This window comes from Streptomyces sp. NPDC019443 (assembly GCF_044389785.1).
In the GTDB taxonomy this organism is placed as follows: Bacteria; Actinomycetota; Actinomycetes; order Streptomycetales; family Streptomycetaceae; genus Streptomyces.
On sequence record NZ_JBIRYJ010000013.1, the window covers coordinates 107,262 to 123,639 of the forward strand.

11 protein-coding genes are annotated in these 16,378 nt (G+C 70.6%); 8 read left to right on the plus strand and 3 right to left on the minus strand.

Annotated features, from left to right (window positions below):
* Positions 1–17: 17 nt before the first annotated feature.
* Positions 18–341 (minus strand): WhiB family transcriptional regulator, encoded by a 324-nt coding sequence (locus tag ACH492_RS30885; RefSeq protein WP_307661638.1) that lies wholly within the window; start codon positions 339–341, stop codon positions 18–20.
* 431 nt (positions 342–772) lie between these two features.
* Between ACH492_RS30885 and ACH492_RS30890 the strand changes: the two genes are divergently transcribed.
* The 4 genes from ACH492_RS30890 (at position 773) to ACH492_RS30905 (ending at position 5,081) form a co-directional block, all read left to right on the plus strand.
* Positions 773–1,384 (plus strand): response regulator transcription factor, encoded by a 612-nt coding sequence (locus ACH492_RS30890; RefSeq protein ID WP_003948568.1) that lies wholly within the window; start codon positions 773–775, stop codon positions 1,382–1,384.
* 254 nt (positions 1,385–1,638) lie between these two features.
* Positions 1,639–2,226: a sigma-70 family RNA polymerase sigma factor gene (locus ACH492_RS30895; RefSeq protein ID WP_307661637.1), complete on the plus strand. Its 588-nt coding sequence runs from the start codon at positions 1,639–1,641 to the stop codon at positions 2,224–2,226.
* Positions 2,227–2,354: 128 nt separating this feature from the next.
* Entirely contained in the window at positions 2,355–3,857 is a 1,503-nt protein-coding gene (guaB, locus tag ACH492_RS30900; RefSeq protein ID WP_398991251.1) for an IMP dehydrogenase, read from the plus strand.
* A gap of 99 nt (positions 3,858–3,956) precedes the next feature.
* Complete coding sequence (locus ACH492_RS30905) at positions 3,957–5,081, plus strand: GuaB3 family IMP dehydrogenase-related protein (protein WP_398991253.1); 1,125 nt, start codon at positions 3,957–3,959, stop codon at positions 5,079–5,081.
* A gap of 72 nt (positions 5,082–5,153) precedes the next feature.
* Here ACH492_RS30905 and ACH492_RS30910 read toward each other — a convergent pair whose 3' ends face one another.
* Both ACH492_RS30910 and ACH492_RS30915 read right to left on the minus strand, forming a co-directional pair.
* Positions 5,154–5,642 carry a hypothetical protein gene (locus ACH492_RS30910; RefSeq protein ID WP_398991255.1) on the minus strand — a complete coding sequence of 163 codons (489 nt, stop codon included), beginning with the start codon at positions 5,640–5,642 and terminating at the stop codon, positions 5,154–5,156.
* Positions 5,643–5,755: 113 nt separating this feature from the next.
* Positions 5,756–6,997 (minus strand): nucleotide sugar dehydrogenase, encoded by a 1,242-nt coding sequence (locus ACH492_RS30915; protein ID WP_398991257.1) that lies wholly within the window; start codon positions 6,995–6,997, stop codon positions 5,756–5,758.
* A gap of 229 nt (positions 6,998–7,226) precedes the next feature.
* On the opposite strand from ACH492_RS30915, the gene ACH492_RS30920 reads away from it, so the two are divergent.
* From ACH492_RS30920 to ACH492_RS30935, 4 genes are all read left to right on the plus strand, one after another.
* Positions 7,227–8,933: a glycerol-3-phosphate dehydrogenase/oxidase gene (locus tag ACH492_RS30920; protein ID WP_398991259.1), complete on the plus strand. Its 1,707-nt coding sequence runs from the start codon at positions 7,227–7,229 to the stop codon at positions 8,931–8,933.
* 375 nt (positions 8,934–9,308) lie between these two features.
* The gene (locus ACH492_RS30925) at positions 9,309–11,678 is read left to right on the plus strand and encodes a serine/threonine-protein kinase (protein WP_398991261.1); all 2,370 of its coding nucleotides are present in this window, start codon (positions 9,309–9,311) and stop codon (positions 11,676–11,678) included.
* 166 nt (positions 11,679–11,844) lie between these two features.
* Positions 11,845–14,514, plus strand: coding sequence for a protein kinase (locus ACH492_RS30930; RefSeq protein WP_398991263.1), 2,670 nt, complete (start codon positions 11,845–11,847; stop codon positions 14,512–14,514).
* Positions 14,515–14,746: 232 nt separating this feature from the next.
* Positions 14,747–16,360, plus strand: coding sequence for a serine/threonine-protein kinase (locus ACH492_RS30935; RefSeq protein ID WP_398991265.1), 1,614 nt, complete (start codon positions 14,747–14,749; stop codon positions 16,358–16,360).
* The last annotated feature ends 18 nt before the right edge of the window (positions 16,361–16,378 follow it).

Below are 16,378 nucleotides of genomic sequence, written 5' to 3' on the forward strand. Positions count from 1 at the left end.
CTTTCGAACCTCGCGGGTCAGCTCCGCGCCGGGCCCCCCGCGCTGGACGCCGGAATCAGTCGGTGCCGCGCGCGCCCCATCAGCTCCTCGCGCTCGTCCTCCGTCAGTCCGCCCCACACGCCGTACGGCTCCCGCACCGCCAGCGCATGCGCCGCGCACTCCGCGCGGACCGGGCACCTCATACAGACCTCTTTCGCCGAGTTCTCACGCGCACTTCGTGCTGCGCCCCGCTCGCCCTCGGGGTGGAAGAAGAGAGAGCTGTCCACCCCACGGCAGGCTGCGAGGAGCTGCCAGTCCCACAAATCGGCGTTGGGTCCGGGAAGGCGGGAGAAATCTGCCATAGCGCATGTCCCCTTGAAACCGTGCTGAGTGGATACAGGTCAGGTCGAACACGAGCGGGGTACGAGCCGATCCGGCACCCGCACGTACCTCACCGACCGTACATCTACTGTCTTAGTAGATGTAAATATGACTCATTGCGAATCTAGCCACATACGCCACAAAAAGGGAAGAAAAGGCGCTAAATGGGGCATAGCTTCCGGGTGAAGGACTCGTGACCTGCAGTGCTCTCCTCCGCGCACGGCCCCTCACATAGAGTGCTGAAGGCGGCTGTCCGACCCGTAACTCTTTCGAGTGACCGTCGTTGAGAGTGCGGAAGCGGTTGAAAGAAGAAGCGCTCGGGCACATGTCCGACAGCGTTCAACCGCACAGGTGACGAAACGTACCCAGCCTGGAGGCTCAAGGTGACGCGCATCAGCTGCGGAGGGCGGCCATGACATCCGTCCTCGTCTGCGACGACTCCCCGCTTGCCCGAGAGGCGCTCCGCCGGGCGGTTGCGACCGTGCCCGGCGTCGAGCGCGTGACGACCGCGGCCAACGGCGAGGAAGTCCTCCGCCGCTGGGGCGCCGACCGCTCGGACCTGATTCTGATGGATGTACGCATGCCCGGTCTGGGCGGCGTCGAGACGGTCCGCCGACTGCTGTCCGCGGACCCCGGCGCCCGGATCATCATGCTCACCGTCGCCGAGGATCTGGACGGCGTCGCGCTGGCGGTCGCCGCCGGCGCCCGCGGCTATCTGCACAAGGACGCCTCGCGCGCCGAACTGCGCGCGACCGTCACCCAGGCGCTCGCCGATCCGACCTGGCGGCTCGCCCCGCGGCGGCTGCGTTCGGCCGAAATGGGTGCGGCGCCCACGCTCACCGCGCGTGAGATCCAGGTGCTCGAAGGTATGAGCCACGGACGGTCGAACGCCGAGATCGGCCGTGAGCTCTTCCTCTCCGAGGACACGGTGAAGACGCACGCCAGGCGGCTTTTCAAGAAATTGGGCGCCTCGGACCGGGCGCACGCCGTGGCGCTCGGATTCCGCTGGGGCCTGGTCCGCTAGGTTCCGCGAGTGCATTGCCGCGGGGGTACGACGAACCCCGCCCGCCGTCGGGTGGGCGGGGTGACGGAAGCCAGTGGGCAACCGTTTCTCTCGCGATGCCGCATCCTTGAGGGGTGGAGGACCTCGGGGACGAGTCGGTCGAGCGGAAGGGGAGGGCGCAGGAGATGAGTTCCGGCGCACCTACTCATAACGCTTCGGTGCACAACATTGGACGCGGTGCCACGGAATCTGAGCCGTCAAGGCACCATGGACCGATGCGCGAGGACGAGGCTGCGAATGCCCAAGGGGCCATCGGTGCGCTCGTTCACCTTGCCGTCGATGGCGACGAGCAGGCTACGCACGATCTCCTCGCGCATGTCCATCCGCTCGCGCTGCGCTACTGCCGCACTCGGCTCAGCCGACTGCCGGGCGACGCGCGCCACTTCGTGGAGGACCTCGCGCAGGAGGTCTGTGTCGCCGTGCTGATGGCGCTGCCTCGGTACAAGGACACCGGCAGGCCCTTCGAGGCCTTCGTCTTCGCCATCGCTTCGCACAAGGTCGCCGATCTGCAGCGGGCCGCCATGCGGCACCCGGGATCGACCGCCGTGCCGTCCGACGAGATGCCGGAGCGCCCTGACGACTCCCTCGGTCCCGAGGAGCGCGCGCTGCTCAGCTCGGATGCCGAGTGGGCCAAGAAGCTTCTCGCCAACCTCCCGGAGAACCAGCGCGAGCTGCTGGTGCTGCGGGTCGCGGTGGGGCTGACCGCCGAGGAAACCGGGCAGATGCTGGGCATGTCCCCCGGGGCGGTACGGGTCGCGCAGCACCGGGCGCTCAGCCGTCTGCGGGCGCTTGCCGAGCAGTGATTCGCGCGGCGCGCCGCGTACGTACGAACACACAAAGCTGCCCAGTGATCTTGATCGTGGAATGAGACGGGTGTGAAGCCCGTTAGCATGGACATCCGCACCGATCAAGGCCATTTGAGGAAGGTGTCATGACCAACGTCGACGGAGTGCCCGATAAATTCGCGACACTCGGGCTGACCTACGACGATGTGCTGCTGCTGCCGGGCTCGTCGGACATGGCGCCCGACCAGATCGACACCGCCTCGTACATCTCGAGGAACGTACGGGTGAACATCCCGCTGCTGTCCGCCGCCATGGACAAGGTGACCGAGGCCCGGATGGCGATCGCCATGGCCCGGCAGGGTGGCGCAGGCGTGCTGCACCGCAATCTCTCCATCGCCGACCAGGCGAACCAGGTCGATCTGGTCAAGCGCTCCGAGTCCGGCATGGTCACCGACCCGATCACGGTGAACCCGGACGCGACGCTCGCCGAGGCCGACCAGCTGTGTGCGAAGTTCCGCATCAGTGGTGTCCCGGTGACCGACCGCGGGGGCAAGCTGCTCGGCATCGTCACCAACCGCGACATGGCCTTCGAGTCGGACCGCAGCCGCCAGGTGCGCGAGGTCATGACCCCGATGCCGCTGGTCACCGGCAAGGTCGGGATCTCCGGTGTGGACGCCATGGAGCTGCTGCGCCGGCACAAGATCGAGAAGCTTCCGCTGGTCGACGAGGCCGGTGTGCTCAAGGGCCTGATCACGGTCAAGGACTTCGTCAAGGCCGAGAAGTACCCGATGGCCGCCAAGGACAATGAAGGCCGGCTACTCGTCGGCGCGGCCGTCGGTGTCGCGGGCGACGCCTTCGAGCGGGCCCAGGCGCTGATCGAGGCGGGTGTCGACTTCATCGTCGTCGACACCGCGCACGGCCACTCCCGGCTGGTCGGCGACATGGTCGCCAAGATCAAGTCGAACGCCTCCGGCGTCGACGTGATCGGCGGCAACATCGCCACGCGCGACGGCGCGCAGGCGCTGATCGACGCCGGCGTCGACGGCATCAAGGTCGGCGTCGGACCGGGCTCCATCTGTACGACCCGCGTGGTCGCCGGCATCGGCGTACCGCAGGTCACGGCGATCTACGAGGCCTCGCTCGCCGCCAAGGAGGCCGGCGTCCCGGTGATCGGCGACGGCGGTCTGCAGTACTCCGGCGACATCGCGAAGGCGCTGGTCGCGGGCGCGGACACGGTGATGCTCGGCTCGCTGCTCGCGGGCTGCGAGGAGTCGCCGGGCGAGCTGCTCTTCATCAACGGCAAGCAGTTCAAGTCGTACCGCGGCATGGGTTCACTCGGCGCGATGCAGTCCCGCGGCGAGCAGCGCTCCTTCTCCAAGGACCGTTACTTCCAGGAGGGTGTCGCCTCCGACGAGAAGCTGGTGCCCGAGGGCATCGAGGGCCAGGTGCCCTACCGCGGCCCGCTCTCCGCGGTGGTGCACCAACTGACCGGTGGTCTGCGGCAGTCGATGTTCTACGTCGGCGGCCGGACGGTGCCTGAGCTGCAGGACCGCGGCCGGTTCGTACGGATCACGTCGGCGGGGCTCGAGGAGAGCCACCCGCACGACATCCAGATGACGGTCGAAGCGCCGAACTACAGCAGGAAGTAGTCCACGCGTGGTCAGGGGCGGTCCCGGTTCCCCGGGCCGCCCCTGACGTGTGCGTCGGGGATACTGGAACGGCAGACGTAGAGGGAAAGGCCACACAACGTGACTGAGATCGAGATCGGGCGCGGAAAGCGCGGCCGCCGGGCGTACGCGTTCGATGACATCGCCGTCGTACCGAGCCGGCGCACCCGGGACCCGAAGGAGGTCTCGATCGCCTGGCAGATCGACGCCTACCGCTTCGAGCTGCCCTTCCTGGCCGCTCCGATGGACTCGGTGGTCTCCCCGCAGACCGCGATCCGCATCGGTGAGATGGGCGGTCTGGGCGTGCTGAACCTCGAGGGTCTGTGGACCCGGTACGAGGACCCGCAGCCACTGCTCGAAGAGATCGCAGGTCTCGACGAGGCCGCCGCGACCCGTCGTCTGCAGGAGATCTACGCGGCTCCGATCAAGGAGGACCTGATCGGGCAGCGGATCAAGGAGGTGCGCGACTCGGGTGTGGTGACCGCCGCCGCGCTCTCACCGCAGCGCACCGCGCAGTTCTCGAAGGCCGTCGTGGACGCGGGTGTCGACATCTTCGTCATCCGCGGCACCACCGTCTCGGCCGAGCACGTGTCGGGCGCCGCGGAGCCGCTGAACCTGAAGCAGTTCATCTACGAACTCGATGTGCCGGTCATCGTGGGCGGCTGCGCCACGTACACGGCCGCGCTGCACCTGATGCGTACGGGCGCGGCGGGCGTGCTGGTCGGCTTCGGCGGCGGGGCCGCGCACACCACGCGCAACGTCCTGGGCATCCAGGTGCCGATGGCGACGGCTGTCGCGGATGTGGCCGCAGCCCGCCGTGACTACATGGACGAGTCCGGCGGCCGGTACGTTCACGTCATCGCGGACGGCGGTGTGGGCTGGTCGGGCGACCTGCCGAAGGCGATCGCGTGCGGCGCGGACGCGGTGATGATCGGCTCCCCGCTGGCCCGCGCGACGGACGCGCCGGGGCGCGGTCACCACTGGGGCATGGAGGCGGTCCACGAGGACGTGCCGCGCGGCAAGCTGGTGGACCTGGGCATCGTGGGCACGACCGAGGAGGTCCTCACCGGTCCCTCGCACAGCCCTGACGGGTCGATGAACTTCTTCGGCGCGCTGCGCCGGGCGATGGCGACGACGGGCTACAGCGAGCTCAAGGAGTTCCAGCGGGTCGAGGTGACGGTGGCGGACTCGCAGCACCGCCGCTGACGCCGCTGCGTACGAAAGGGGCCCCGCACCGGGTGGTGCGGGGCCCCTTCGTATGCCTGGATCACGCGTGGATCAGCCGTTGGCCTTCTTGGCGCCCGCGAACGCGGCGGCCGCGCCGACAGCGAGGAAGACGTAGGACATGGCGTCCGCCGCCTCCTTCCACACCTTGGTCAGGTCGCTGAAGTTGTCGAAGAAGTACTCCGTGAAGGAGAGGTCACCCAGCTTTGTGAAGATGACCGCGATGGCGACCAGCTGGCCCAGGTAGACGGCGCCCAGCGCGAGCACCGCGCTGACGATGGGCAGCACGGGGTTGCGACCGCCGACCTTGGCGGCGGCGAAGCCGACCAGGAAGCCGACACCGAGGGCCGCGTAGCCGATCTCGCGCTCGATGGCACCGCCGATGCCGCCGTACGCGCCCGCGGCGACCAGCGCGGCGACGATGGCCGCGATGACGCCGAGCCCCACGTTGTTACGGACGGGCGCCGGCGGCGGTGCCGGGGCGTACTGGGTGTCGGCGCCGGCGAACGGGTTGCCGGTCGGCGGTGGGACAGGCTGGCTCATGTGGAATTTCCCCCAGGGACGAATGCATCGCACGACCGTGCGAGCGGAGATCCCGGAGACTAGCAGTCAGGACCGACAGTGCCGCAGCGGGTTATTCGGGCTGCTGTACTCGATCACAGGCGGTGTGCCGCGCCGGCCGGGCTGGCTCCCCTTGTGTCGAGCAGGAGTTGGGCCTTGACCGCCAGTCCCTGGAGGTCGTACGTGCGGTGATGCTGGAGCAGCACCGTCAGATCCGCGCTGGCGGCGGCCTCGTAGAGGGAGTCCGCACGGGGGACGGGCAGTTCGCGCACGCGCCAGTCCGGGACGTACGGGTCGTGGTAGCTGACGGCGGAGCCCAGGTCCATCAGGCGGCGGGCGATCTCGGTGGCGGGGGAGCTCTCCAGGTCGGGGAGGTCCGGCTTGTAGGTGATGCCGAGGAGCAGCACGCGCGCGCCGCGGGCCGATTTGCCGTGTTCGTTGAGGAGCGTGGCGCAGCGCTGGATGACGTACTGCGGCATCCGGGTGTTGATCTCCTGGGCGAGGCCGACGATCCGCAGCGGGTGGCCGGGGGTGCGTCCGGTGTGCGGGAGGCCGTTGGGGTTCAGGGGGACGCCGTGGCCGCCGACGCCGGGGCCGGGGCGGAAGGCCTGGAAGCCGAAGGGCTTGGTCTCGGCGCAGCGGATGACGTCCCAGAGGTCGACGCCCAGGTCGTGGCAGAGCACTGCCATCTCGTTGACCAGGGCGATGTTGACGTGGCGGAAGTTCGTCTCGAGGACCTTGACGGTCTCGGCCTCACGCGGTCCGCGCGCGCGGACCACCTTGTCGGTGAGGCGGCCGTAGAAGGCGGCGGCCGATTCGGTGCAGGCAGGGGTGAGACCGCCGATGACTTTGGGGGTGTTGGCGTAGCCGTGGGTGCGGCTGCCCGGGTCGACGCGGCTGGGGGAGTACGCGAGATGGAAGTCGCGGCCCGCCCGCAGCCCGGAGCCTTCTTCGAGGATCGGGCGGAGGAAGGTTTCCGTGGTGCCGGGCTGGACGGCGGATTCGAGCAGCACGGTGGTGTGCGGGCGCAGCCGGGCGGCGAGCGCGCGGGCGGCCTCGGCGAGTGCCGTGAGGTCGAGGTTGCCGTCCGCGCCGAGGGGGGTGGGGGCGCAGATGGCGGCGGTGCGCACGCGGCCCAGCTCGGCCGGGTCGGTGACGGTCCTGAAGCCTCCGGAGAGCATGCGGCGGATGTCGGCGGGGGTGCGCCCCGCCGCCGGTTCCGTGAGATGGCGGGGGTCCGTGTCGTAGCCGATGGTCTCGATGCCGACGGTTACGGCGGCCTGGGCGAGGGGCAGGCCGAGATGACCGAGTCCGATGACGGCGAGATCTGCGGGCATGGCGTAGGCCGTCCTTCCCTTAGCCGGAGGGGGCAGAAAGCGCAAGCCCTGTGGGCAGAACGAGCAGGCGCAATGTCAGACTAGGCGTAAATATGACTGATATGCCGCATTGCGAGCCTGTGGCTGTCCGAGTGTTATCCACAGGCGGTGGCTGAAGTCGGCGACTGCGGACAGAATCGACGTTGTGAGCCCGACCGCAGGGGACACACGGGGGCGACGGGAGGCAGCAGTGAGGACAGCGACACTGGGACCCGAAAAGCGTGCCGAGGCGCTCGCCGGGATGGCCGAGCGTGAACTGGACGTGCTGGTGGTGGGCGCGGGCGTGGTCGGAGCCGGGACCGCGCTGGACGCCGTGACGCGAGGGCTCTCCACCGGTCTGGTCGAGGCCCGTGACTGGGCGTCGGGCACATCGAGCAGATCGAGCAAGCTCATCCACGGCGGGCTGCGCTATCTGGAAATGCTGGACTTCGCGCTCGTACGGGAAGCGCTGAAGGAGCGCGGGCTGCTGCTGGAGCGGCTGGCGCCCCATCTGGTGAAACCGGTGCCGTTTCTGTATCCGCTCCAGCACAAGGGCTGGGAGCGGCTCTACGCCGGATCGGGCGTCGCGCTCTACGACGCGATGTCGGTGTCGTCGGGGCACGGGCGAGGACTGCCCGTCCACCGGCATCTGTCGCGGCGGCACGCGTTGCAGGTCGCGCCCTGTCTGAAGAGGGACTCGCTGGTCGGAGCGTTGCAGTACTACGACGCGCAGATGGACGACGCGCGCTATGTGGCCACGCTGGTGCGGACGGCCGCGAGCTACGGCGCCCAGGTCGCCAGCCGGGCCAGGGTGATCGGCTTCCTGCGGGAGGGCGAGCGGGTCGTCGGCGCGCGGGTTCAGGATGTGGAGGCCGGCGGGGAGTACGAAGTCCGGGCCAAGCAGATTGTCAACGCGACCGGGGTGTGGACGGACGACACCCAGGCGCTGATCGGGGAGCGCGGGCAGTTCCATGTGCGTGCCTCCAAGGGCATCCACCTGGTGGTGCCCAAGGACCGGATCCACTCGGCAACCGGGCTGATCCTGCGGACCGAGAAGTCGGTGCTGTTCGTCATCCCCTGGGGACGGCACTGGATCGTGGGGACGACCGACACCGACTGGGACCTGGACAAGGCCCATCCGGCGGCGTCCAGCGCGGACATCGACTATCTGCTTGAGCACGTCAACTCCGTGCTGGCCGTCCCGCTGACACGGGACGACGTCGAGGGGGTGTATGCGGGGCTGCGGCCGCTGCTCGCCGGGGAGTCGGACGCGACCAGCAAACTGTCGCGCGAGCACACGGTGGCGCATCCTGTGCCGGGCCTCGTGGTCGTGGCCGGCGGCAAGTACACGACGTACCGGGTGATGGCGAAGGACGCGGTGGACGAGGCGGTGCACGGGCTCGACCAGCGAGTCGCGGCCTGCGTCACGGAGAACGTGCCACTGGTCGGCGCCGAGGGGTACGGCGCGCTGTGGAACGCGCGGGCGAGGATCGCGGCACGGACGGGGCTTCATGTGGTGCGCGTGGAGCACCTGTTGAACCGGTACGGCTCGCTGGCCGAGGAGGTGCTGGCTCTGATCGCCGACGACCCGAAGCTCGGCGAGCCGCTCGGGGGTGCGGAGGACTATCTGCGGGCCGAGATCGTGTACGCGGCGTCGCACGAAGGGGCGCGACACCTCGACGACGTACTGACGCGGCGGACCCGGATCTCGATCGAGACGTTCGACCGCGGGACGCGCAGTGCGCGGGAGTGTGCGGAGTTGATGGCGCCGGTGCTCGGCTGGGAGAAGGAGCAGATCGAGAAGGAGGTGGAGCACTACGAGAAGCGGGTGGAGGCGGAGCGCGAGTCGCAACGGCAGCCTGACGACCTGACGGCGGACGCGGCGCGGCTGGGGGCGCCGGACATCGTGCCGCTCTGATCCCGGGCGCCGCTGATCCCGGGCGCCGCTCTGATCCCGATCCCCCGGCGCCGGTCTGGTCCTGGCGCCGGTCCGAACCCCGTGCCGGGCTGGTCCTGGTCCCCGCGACCGGTCCGAAAACCGGTGGCTATCCGTCCGTTGGCGCTGATCCCGGTGGCGGCCGGGGCAGGGCTGCGACCAGCAAGGCGGTGAGCTTTACGCCGTGTAGTGGCATTGTGGGTGGTCCCAACCTCCCGGGCCCGTCTTGCGGACGGCGGACCCGGGAGAGACGCCGGTCCCGGAGTAAGAGACAATGGAGGCTCTGCCAGGGTGGGTTACCGCATCGCGCGGGAAGCGGCAGGCGCGGGCGAAGATCAGGGATCGCAGAGGGGACGCATGTCGGAGGCGGAGCAGTCGCGGGAGCCCCAGCGGGACACGGCCGAGGAGCCCAAGGAGTCCACGTCGCAGGAGTTGGGGGCCGGGGCCGGTAAGCAGTCCGCGGACGGTGCTGGGCGAGGCGCGGATTCTGGTTCGGGGGCCGGGGCCGAAAAGGTTGCCGACGTCGAGACCGAGGCCGGTTCCGGAGTCGAACCCGAGCGTGGGTCCGGTGTCCGGTCCGAAGCCGGAGCTACGGCCGGTGCTGGGGCCGAGAAGTCGGGCGAGGCTGCGGGACAGGTGTCCGTGAGGGCGTCCGCCGCGGGTGCCGTGCACGAGCGTGAGCGGAAGTCCGAACAGCGCTCAGAGAAGAGCGGCTCCGGGACGCGGGACGAGGAGGTGCCCGCCCAGTCGGCTGACAGCGGTTCGGGGCGGGGCGACGCTTCCGGTGCCGGGCGGGCGGCCGCGCAGGCCGCTGACAGTGGATCAGCGCCGGGCGGCACGTCCGGGGCAGGCGCCGGGCAGAGTGCCGTCCAGGCGGGTGCGGCCGGTCGGAGTTCCGGCCGGGAGACCGAGGGGCGGCTGCTCGCAGGGCGGTACCGGCTCGGAGGCGTGCTCGGTCGCGGAGGCATGGGCACCGTCTGGCGCGCCGTCGACGAGACCCTCGGCCGTACGGTCGCGGTGAAGGAGCTCCGCTTCCCCAACAGCATCGACGAGGACGAGAAGCGCCGGCTCATCACGCGTACCCTGCGCGAGGCCAAGGCGATCGCCCGGATCCGCAACACCAGCGCGGTCACCGTCTACGACGTCGTCGACGAGGACGACCGCCCGTGGATCGTCATGGAACTCGTCGAGGGCAAGTCGCTCGCCGAAGCCGTGCGCGAGGACGGGACGCTGACGCCGAGGCGGGCCGCCGAGGTCGGGCTCGCGATCCTCGACGTGCTGCGCTCCGCCCACCGCGAGGGCATCCTGCACCGCGATGTGAAGCCGTCCAACGTGCTGATCGCCGAGGACGGGCGCGTCGTGCTCACGGACTTCGGCATCGCGCAGGTCGAGGGCGACCCGTCGATCACCTCGACCGGCATGCTCGTCGGCGCCCCTTCGTACATCTCGCCGGAGCGCGCCCGCGGTCACAAGCCCGGTCCTGCCGCGGACCTGTGGTCGCTGGGCGGGCTGTTGTACGCGAGCGTCGAGGGCAGTCCGCCGTACGACAAGGGCTCCGCCATCGCGACGCTGACCGCCGTGATGACCGAGCCGCTCGACCCGCCGAAGAACGCGGGCCCCCTGGAGGAGGTCATCTACGGCCTGCTCGTCAAGGACCCCGATCAGCGGCTGGACGACGCGGGCGCGAGGGCGTTGCTCACCAACGTGCTCTACGCGCCCGAGGTTCCGGAGCCGCCCGTCGAGCCCGAGCCGGCGCCGGATGCGACGCGTGCCATACCGCTGCCGCCGATTCCGCCGGTGCCACCGCAGACGAGGCAGCCGAAGGATCCGGCCGCCGACCGGGTGCGGGCCGCGCTGCGCTCCGTACGGAATGCCGCGGCGGCCGCGAAGCCGGAACCGACGCCTCGGCCCGCGTCGCAGACGCCCGCCGCGCGACCCGTGCCGGTGCGGGCGCCGCTCACCGATGTGGTGCCCCGCCGCACCCTGGTGATCATCGCGGTTGTCGCCGCGCTCGCAGTGCTGACCACGGTGCTCTATCTGACCCTGGGTGACGACGACACGGGCGGCCAGGGCAAGTCCAAGGACGACAAGACCGCTTCGGCCGGCGCTGCGAACGGCGGAAGCGGGAACGGCAAGGGCACGGACGCCACCCCGGACAAGGGCAAGGACACCGGGAACGGCGACAACGGCGGCGGGAGTGGCGGGAGTCCGGGCGGCGGGAAGCCGTCCGGCGCGCCCAAGGCGGACAAGCCCGCGGGCGGGGACGGAGTGCCGGCCGGGTATGTCCTGGTCTCCAACGACCAGTTCCACTTCACGATGGCGATGCCCAAGGGCTTCAAGCTGACCGGCATCGCCGGCCAGAACTCCGGCGGGATCTTCAGCCGGAACGGCGGATTCCCGCGCGTTCAGGTCGACTTCAACGGCAGCCCCAAGGACGACGCGGCCGCCGCCTGGAGCGCCGCGGTGGCCGCGACCCGCGCCAGCAGTAACGGCTACAAGCACCTGGGGATCGGGAAGGTCGCCTACAACGGCTATCCGACGGTCGCGGACTGGCAGTTCGAGCGCAATCAGGGCGGCCAGCGGGTACGGGTCCTCAACAGGGGCTTCAAGGTGGACGCCCGGCGCGGCTACTCGATCATGATCACGTGCAAGGCGAGCGAGTGGGAGAGCACGGAGTGTGAGACGTTGCGCAAGACGGCGTTCGCCACATTCAAGCCCAAGGACTGAGTAAGGCCACGTATCGTGAGAGCTCGCGGACGGTAGGCAGCTGCAAGGGGTCGTATGAGGCCGTAAGGGGCCGTCAAATGACCGGAATTGACGGTCTGCTGCGGCACCGGCTGCGACACCTCCGGGACGGACCGGCCCGGGGACGGCACGCTCGTGGGGAGGCGTCGTGGACGACTATGCGGGAAGGGTGCTCGCCGACCGCTACCGCCTGCCGCTGCCGCCCTCCGACGAGTACGAACTGGTCGAGACCCGCGCGTTCGACACTTATAGCGGGCAGGAAGTCCTGGTGCGGCAGGTGCCGTTGCCGGAGGTGGTGGACGCGGAGGTCGTCGAAGCGGACGGCCTGGCCGGGGCGGCGGTACCGCGGCGGACCCAGGGGCGTACGACGCGCAGGCCCACGGACCCGGCGGTGCGGCGGGCCATCGAGGCCGCGCAGGCGGCCGCGCAGATCCCCGACCACCCGCGCCTGGACCAGGTCTTCGACGTCTTCGCGGAAGGCGGTTCGCTCTGGATAGTGAGCGAACGTGTCGCGGCACGGCCGCTGGCGGCGCTGCTCGCGGAGAAACCGCTCAGTCCCTACCGGGCGGCGGAGGTCGCCTCCGACGTGCTCACCGCGCTGCGTGTGCTGCACGCGCATGGCTGGACCCACCGGAACATCACCGTCCGTACGGTGCTCGTCTGCGACGACGGGCGCGTGGTCCTGACCGGGCTGGCATCGGGTGCGGCGGAGGAGGCGCTGTGCGGGTACGCCCCGGTGCCGGGCCCGCCGGACGAGCACTCGGACGAGTACTCGGAAGAGCCGCCGGAGTACGACGACGTGTCGGGGGAACCCGTACTGCCCGCCGCGCCGGCCGCCCCCGCCGCCCCGGCCGCGCTGCCCGGCGCCGGAACCGGTGGAGCGACGACCGGCGTGCCGGACGTCCGGGCCGCCAGGGCGGGCGCGATCGCGGCGTACCGCGCGGGTGCCCGGGCCGCGGCCCGCGTCAGCGAGGACCAGCGCCATGGCGACGGCTCCGGCGACATGGGGGACCGTCCGGTGCAGGGCTTCGACCCGGACTGGTGGGCCAGTCGGCCGGGCGAGTTGGGCCCGGTCCTCAATGTGGACGACACCGACGACGACGAGATCGACGACGAGGACGAGATCGAGGGCGGCTGGCACCCGGGCGGCGGGCCGCGCGGCCCCGGCCGCGCCCGGCTGGCGGGGACCTGGCACGACGGGCCCTTCCCGGGACACGACGGCCCACGCCCCCTCCCGGCCGGTGGAGGGCCCGCCGGCGATCGGCCCACCCCTGAACTGCCGTACGGCGCTCGCCAGGTGGGCCCGGACGGTAAGCCCCGCGCCGCCCGCGACCGCCCCGCCGGAGACCCGTACGCCTCCCGGCCCGCGCTCCCCAGCGCCCGCACCACCCCCGCCACCAGCAACACCACCACCAGCAACACCACGAGCTGGGACCAGGGCGGTGCCGGACGGGAAGCACTGCGGGCCGACGCCCAGAGGCAGCCCGTCGTGGCCGGGGCCCCCGTGCCCACCGGGCGGTGGGACGAGATCGTCGCGAGCGGCAGCACCCCCGCCTACCGCGGCCCCGCAACGCCGCTCGCCGCCGAGCGTGCCCGGCACGCGCGTATCGCCGTCGTCGGGGCCGTCACCGAGCGGTGGGCCCCAGAGCAGGCCGGACCCGTCCACGAGAACTGGCAGTTGGCGGCCCCCGTCGGCCCCGCCACCGATCTCTGGGCTCTGGGCGCGCTCCTCTACCGGGCGGTGCAGGGCCACGCCCCCTACCCCGAGGAGAGCGCGGTTGAGCTGGTCCAGCTCGTGTGCGCGGAGCCGCCCGCGTTCGCCGAGGAGTGCGGGCCGCTGCGCCCGGTAGTCGAGTCCCTGCTGCGCCAGGACCCCACGGAGCGCCCGGACTTCGAGGAGCTGCGCGGCTGGCTGCGTTCGCTCGTACGGTCCGCGCCCGAGCCCGAGGCCGGGATGGACGTCGTGCCGGTCCCGTCCAGCCCGGTGGACGGGACCCGGCTGCCGGTCGTACGCCGCAGGGGCGAGCTCGTGCGCAAACGCCGCGCGGGCTCGGCCGAAGTGGTGCACGGCCGCCACCGCCACAAGAAGGCCCGGGGCAACCGGGAGCGGCGCGGGCCGCGTGCGCTCGGCCGTACCTTCCTGCTGCTGATACTGCTCCTTCTGGTCGCCGCCATCGCGTACGCCGTCCTGTTTATGCCGAAGGCCGAGCCACAGCAGCAGAACCAGCCCCAGGGCAAGGGCGGCGGGCGTCCGTCGGCGGCGGGTCCGGGCCCGGACCGTACGGCCCCGGACACCCCGCCAACGACCCCCACCACCAGCCCCGGAGCCCAACAGCCCCAGACCTCCGCGCCGGCCGGAAGCCTGCCGTCCGGCTATACGCTGCGTAAGGACCCGGAGGGTTTCCAGACAGCCGTCAACAAGACCTGGCAGCGTCGCCCCATCAATGACGTCGGCCAAGTCCGTTATATCGACGGTGACTTCACACTGATCGTGGTTCCCGGCCGCGACACCGTGAAGGCGAACGGCAACGACCCGCTGGCCTATCAGCGCGACAAGGAGCGGGAGCTCCAGCCGTGGCGGGAGTCCTCCTGGGCCGGGGCGAGCGGACTGCGCCGTATCGAGGTGGGGCAGCAGGTCATGGCCGAGGGCCAGTTCACCTGGCAGGACAGCAACGGCCGTGAGGTGTACGTACGTAACCTCGCCCTGATCGTCGGCGGCAGCTACCACGTCGTCCAGGTGATCGGCCCCGAGGACCAGCGCGACAAGGTGACGGAGGTCTTCGAGGAAGCCACGACCGCTTACCGCGCCACCCGTTAGACCCGCCCAAGACCCGCCCAAGACCCATCCGAGAACCGCCGGAGACCCGCCCGAAAGCCGCCGGGCACTCGCCGGGGGCTCGCCCAAGCCCCCGCCGGAAATCCGTTAGTGGGCGTTTTGGCTCCGGTTGCGCAGAGTCACAATCATCACAGTGCGGTCACTTGAGGCTTCCGAGGTTCCGTGGCCGTATTCCCCTCCGTAACCTGTGATCCCAAGGAACTGGGCGGGGGACGTGGAACACTCTCAAAGCACGGGCGCGGGTCTACTGCTCGCTGGGCGTTACCGCCTGAGCGAGACCATCGGCAGCGGCGGCATGGGCAAGGTCTGGCGCGCACACGACGAACTGCTGCACAGGGTCGTTGCGGTCAAGGAGTTGACGGCCGGGCGGTATGTCTCCGAAGCCGACCGGGTCGTCCTGCACGCCCGCACCCAGAAAGAGGCCCGGGCCGCCGCCCGGATCAGCCACCCCGGTGTCGTCACCGTGCACGATGTGCTGGAACACGACGCCCGCCCCTGGATCGTCATGCAGTACGTCGACGGGCCCTCCCTCGCCGACGCGGCCAAGGAGTCCGGGCGAATACCCGCGCAGGAGGCCGCCCGGATCGGGCTGCACGTCCTGCGCGCGCTGGGCGCTGCGCACGCGGCCGGTGTGCTGCACCGGGACGTCAAGCCCGCGAACGTACTGCTCAACCGCGACGGCCGGGTGCTGATCACCGACTTCGGCATCGCCGCCATCGAGGGCGACTCGACGATCACCAGAACCGGGGAAATCGTCGGGTCCATCGACTACTTGGCCCCCGAGCGGGTCCGCGGCTCCGATCCCGGGCCCGCGTCCGACCTCTGGTCGCTGGGCGCGACGCTGTACACGGCGGTCGAGGGGGAGTCGCCGTTCCGGCGCTCGTCGCCGTTGTCCACGATGCAGGCCGTGGTTGACGAGGAGCCGCGCCATCCCGACCAGGCGGGACCCCTGGCACCGGTCATCATGGCGCTGCTGCGCAAGGACCCGGCAGCCCGGCCGTCGGCCGCCGAGGCCGAGCAGTTGCTGCTGGAGGCGATGACAGGCGGCTCGTCGGCCGCCACGAGGAAACACATACCGCCCCAGCAGACCACTGAGCAGCACACCCGGCCTGTGACCACACAGCTGCCTTCCCCGACGCCCGCCGCTCCCGCCCCCGTTCTCCCGCACCCGGGGCACGCCACCACGGCTTCCGCGGCTGAGCCCCGGCGCGGCGGCCGCCTGCGCAGAGCGGCGATCGTCGTCGTCCTCGCGGCCGTCGTCGGCGGCGGCGCGGGACTGGCGGCCATGAAATACGCGGGCGGCGGCAACGGCGGCAACGGCGGCGGGGAGCGCACCGGCACGCAGTCGACCGCGTCGCCGGGCACCGCGTCGAGCGTGCCGACCGGCTGGCGGCGGGTAAAGGACCCGGAGGGCTTCAGCCTGTGGGTACCGCACGGCTGGACGCGCCAGACGGACGGCGACCAGATCGACTACACACCCGACAACGGCCGCCATCGCATCCGGATCAGCAGCAACACGTCGCCCGACTTCGAGAATCCGTACATGCACATGCTGGACATGGAGAAGGGGCTGGAGAAGCGGCTGCCCAAGTACAAGAGACTGAAGCTCAGCCCCAACACCTTCCGTGACCAGACGAACTCCGCACAGTGGGAGTTCACCTGGACCGAGAAGAAGACCTTCCCGGGGCCGCGGCGGGCCATCGACCAGATGTACTACACGGACGACGGCACTGAGTACGCCCTCTACATGTCGGGACCGGCCGACGACTGGGCGACAACCCGCGAGCAGTTCGACACCATGCTGCGGGGCTGGCGGCCTCCGGCATGATGTACCCAGGCTGATCAA

What these genes read in the sequence shown, in the direction of transcription:
- ACH492_RS30925 (WP_398991261.1), top strand. Translation starts at nt 9,309, where the DNA reads ATGTCGGAGGCGGAGCAGTCGCGGGAGCCCCAGCGGGACACGGCCGAG.
- guaB (WP_398991251.1), top strand. Translation starts at nt 2,355, where the DNA reads ATGACCAACGTCGACGGAGTGCCCGATAAATTCGCGACACTCGGGCTG.
- ACH492_RS30890 (WP_003948568.1), top strand. Translation starts at nt 773, where the DNA reads ATGACATCCGTCCTCGTCTGCGACGACTCCCCGCTTGCCCGAGAGGCG.
- ACH492_RS30895 (WP_307661637.1), top strand. Translation starts at nt 1,639, where the DNA reads ATGCGCGAGGACGAGGCTGCGAATGCCCAAGGGGCCATCGGTGCGCTC.
- ACH492_RS30915 (WP_398991257.1), bottom strand. Translation starts at nt 6,997, where the DNA reads ATGCCCGCAGATCTCGCCGTCATCGGACTCGGTCATCTCGGCCTGCCC.
- ACH492_RS30885 (WP_307661638.1), bottom strand. Translation starts at nt 341, where the DNA reads ATGGCAGATTTCTCCCGCCTTCCCGGACCCAACGCCGATTTGTGGGAC.
- ACH492_RS30910 (WP_398991255.1), bottom strand. Translation starts at nt 5,642, where the DNA reads ATGAGCCAGCCTGTCCCACCGCCGACCGGCAACCCGTTCGCCGGCGCC.